This is a genomic window from Streptomyces sp. SID10853 (assembly GCF_010548145.1).
In the GTDB taxonomy this organism is placed as follows: domain Bacteria; phylum Actinomycetota; class Actinomycetes; order Streptomycetales; family Streptomycetaceae; genus Streptomyces.
In genome coordinates this window covers 1-3,328 of record NZ_JAAGLN010000404.1, presented here as the reverse complement: position 1 = coordinate 3,328, position 3,328 = coordinate 1, and the positions used below count along the sequence as shown (strand labels likewise).

Genomic DNA, 3,328 nt, shown 5'->3' with positions numbered 1-3,328 from the left:
TACCGCGGCGCAGCCGGCGTGCCAGCGGCTCGGTCCAGCGGGCCGTGAGCGGGCCCACGATGACCAGGATGAGGACGTACGCCGTGGCCAGCGGGCCGATGCGCGGCTCGACGCCGACCGCGAGACCCGCGATCACGATGGAGAACTCGCCGCGCGCCACCAGCGTGCCCCCGGCCCGCCAGCGCCCGGCCGACCTGATCCCGGCCCGCCGGGCCGCGTACCAGCCGGTGGCGACCTTCGTCAGCACCGTCACGATCGCGAGCAGCAGCGCGGGGAAGATGACGGGCGGAATGTCGGCGGGGTTGGTGCTCAGCCCGAAGAAGACGAAGAAGACGGCGGCGAAGAGGTCCCGCAGCGGAGTCAGCAGATTGTGCGCGCCTTCGGCGACCTCACCGGAGAGCGCGATACCCACCAGGAACGCACCGACCGCGGCGGAGACCTGGAGCTGCTGGGCGATCCCCGCGACGAAGAGGGTCAGCCCGAGCACCACGAGGAGCAGCATCTCGGGGTTGTCCGACGACACCGCCCTGCTGATGAACCGGCCGTGGCGCAGCGCCACATAGAGGACCGCGCCGACCGTGCCGAGAGAGATCAGCAGGGTGAGGCTGCCTCCGGCCAGGCTCAGTCCGGCGAGCAGTGCGGTGAGCAGCGGCAGGTAGACGGCCATCGCCAGGTCCTCGATGACCAGCACACCGAGGATCACCGGTGTCTCCCGGTTGCCGAGGCGGCCCAGATCCCCCATGACTTTGGCGATCACCCCCGACGAGGAGATCCAGGTGACACCCGCCAGCGCGACGGCGGCGACCGGGCCCCAGCCCAGGATGAGCGCGGCCGCGGCCCCCGGAGTCGCGTTCAGTACGAAGTCGACGATGCCCGAGGGGTACTGCGTCTTGAGGTTCGTGACGAGTTCGGACGCGCTGTACTCGAGTCCCAGCAGGAGCAGCAGCAGGATGACACCGATCTCGGCGCCGGTGGCGGTGAACTCCTCGCTGGCGTCCAGCGGTACGAGCCCGCCGTGGCCGAAGGCGAGTCCGGCCAGCAGATACAGCGGAATGGGGGAGAAGCCGATGCGGCCGGCGAAACGGCCTAGGAGGCCCAGGGCGAGGATGACCGCCCCGAGTTCGATGAGCAGCGCGGACATGTTGTGCACAGGCGTTTATCCTCCGGTGATCAGTTCCGCGACGGCGTCCACGCCTTCGCGGGTGCCGACGACAACGAGGATGTCGCCACTGGCGAAGCGGAAGTCCGGGGTGGGGGACGGGAATGCGTTGGTCCGCCGCAGCACGGCGACGATGGACGCGCCCGTCCTGGTGCGTGCCTGGGTGTCGCCGAGGACGCGCCCCGCGTACGGGGACCTCTTGGTGATCGCGATGCGTTCGCTCACCAGGTCGATCTCCAGGTGCTCGTACAGCTGGGCCACCGGGGCCGGGGTGAGGAGCCGGGAGAGCGCGGCCGCTTCGTGCGAGGCCAGTGGTGTCGAGTTGCGACAGCTGTCGTCGTCTTCGGGGTCGTGGAAGGCGAGGATGCGTCGGCCGTCCTGATGGGCCACGACCGAAATGTGCTGTCCGGCATCGGTGTTGAGGTCGTACCTGGTTCCGACTCCGGGCAGGCCGGTCTTCCGGATGCGGGCGGCGGGTTCCATAGAAGGCTCCATACGGGCATTCAGGGGCGGTGTACGGGCGTGGTTGCCGCAGGCGCGGTGTGACGCGGTCGGTCTCCGCGGATCCGGTCCGGTGAGGCAGCCGATAGCTCTGCCCATACTCTAACGCAGGTCAAGTAATGGTAAATAGTTCGGTCCTTATTGGGTGATTAGTGGCTTTTGTTCCGCTGGTGTCGGAGAGAGAGGGGCCGGCGATGGCGCTGCCTGCCGGTGAGGACGTGGTGCCCGGCCCGCCGGTGTTGCTGGCATGATCGGGGGCATGGCTGAACGCGTTATCGCCGCGTGTGACGGGGCGTCCAAAGGAAATCCGGGACCTGCGGCATGGGCCTGGGTCATCGCCGACGGTGCGATGGCACCTGTCCGCTGGGAGGCGGGCCCACTGGGCACGGCGACGAACAACGTGGCCGAACTGACCGCGCTGGAGAGCCTGCTGGCCGCTGTGGACCCCGGCGTCGAGATGGAGATCCGGATGGACTCCCAGTACGCGATGAAGGCGGTCACCACCTGGCTGCCGGGGTGGAAGCGCAAGGGCTGGAAGACGTCGTCCGGCAAGCCGGTGGCGAACCAGGAACTCGTGATGCGGATCGACGAGCTGCTCACCGGCCGTACCGTCGAATTCCGTTACGTCCCCGCGCATCAGGTCAACGGCGACCCGCTCAACGACTTCGCCGACCGGGCCGCCAGTCAGGCCGCGGTCGTGCAGCAGGCGGCGGGCAGCCACCTCGGCTCCCCGCAGCCGCCGGCCGCGCCCGACACCGTACGCACCGGCGGGGCGTCCCGCCGTCCGTCCGGGGGTGCCACGAAGGCCGGACCGCCGGCGAAGCGCACCTCGTCGCGGACCCTGAACGCGAAGTTCCCCGGCCGCTGCCGCTGTGGCCGCTCCTATGCGACCGGTGAGCCCATCGCCAAGAACGCGGACGGCTGGGGTCACCCCGACTGCCGTACGGCGGACGCCTGAGCCGAACGGCGCTGCCGGGCCCGCGCCTCTGTCCTGCGGGCACCGGCTTCCGTCAGTCGGCCTGCTCGGCGGTCCAGGTGACCAGCGGGGGCCGCACCGCGCCGCAGAGCGGCTGCCCCTGACCGTCCGTGAGCCGTAGCCGTGCGGTGAGGCGGCCGGAGCGCACCGCGGCTTCGAGCACGTCGGGGCTGACGGCGTCCAGCATCAGTTTGGCGCGGCGGAACATGGTGGCGGTGCCGCCCTCGTCCGCAGTGGTCCAGGACAGGTAGACGAAGCGGCTGCCGAAGCGGTGCTGGATGCAGGGCCCGGAGACGACGGTCCCGTCCGGCCCCGGCGCCGTCGTGCACTCCAGCGTCCAGCGGGCCGACGGCGCGTCACCGGCGTGCGGGGCGGTCACCTCCTGAGGCCGGTCCTTGGCCTGGACCCCGACGTGGATGTCGACGGCGTCGGCGAAGGCGGAGCTGCTGCGGCCGGGGAGGTGGGAGGCTTCGATACGGATCTGCATCCGGCCATTGTCCAGGGCCGGAGCGTACGACAGATCGGCACACGCTCGTTCCCTGTTCTTCACCTGTGTGACCGGGGTCCGTGGCAATGTCCTGTGAACCGTACATGACATCAACCACGTGCCACCGCGCGGCAGTTGGAGAGGACACCCCCCACATGTCCCGTCTTACAGCGACGAGATGGATAACCGCCCTGGCCCTCGCGGC

At 70.0% G+C, this 3,328-nt stretch carries 4 protein-coding genes; 1 reads left to right on the top strand and 3 read right to left on the bottom strand.

The window, feature by feature from the left end; genetic code table 11:
* A partial coding sequence (locus G3I19_RS35480) for a cation:proton antiporter (RefSeq protein WP_164267802.1) occupies positions 1–1,150 on the bottom strand: 1,150 nt, incomplete at its 3' end.
* 6 nt (positions 1,151–1,156) lie between these two features.
* Positions 1,157–1,642, bottom strand: coding sequence for a cation:proton antiporter regulatory subunit (locus G3I19_RS35475; RefSeq protein ID WP_164267801.1), 486 nt, complete (start codon positions 1,640–1,642; stop codon positions 1,157–1,159).
* 265 nt (positions 1,643–1,907) lie between these two features.
* Between G3I19_RS35475 and G3I19_RS35470 the strand changes: the two genes are divergently transcribed.
* The gene (locus G3I19_RS35470; RefSeq protein WP_164267800.1) at positions 1,908–2,618 is read left to right on the top strand and encodes a ribonuclease H; all 711 of its coding nucleotides are present in this window, start codon (positions 1,908–1,910) and stop codon (positions 2,616–2,618) included.
* Between the two features lie 52 nt (positions 2,619–2,670).
* On the opposite strand, the gene G3I19_RS35465 is transcribed toward G3I19_RS35470, so the two are convergent.
* Positions 2,671–3,123 carry a DUF5990 family protein gene (locus G3I19_RS35465; RefSeq protein WP_164267799.1) on the bottom strand — a complete coding sequence of 151 codons (453 nt, stop codon included), beginning with the start codon at positions 3,121–3,123 and terminating at the stop codon, positions 2,671–2,673.
* Positions 3,124–3,328: the final 205 nt, after the last annotated feature.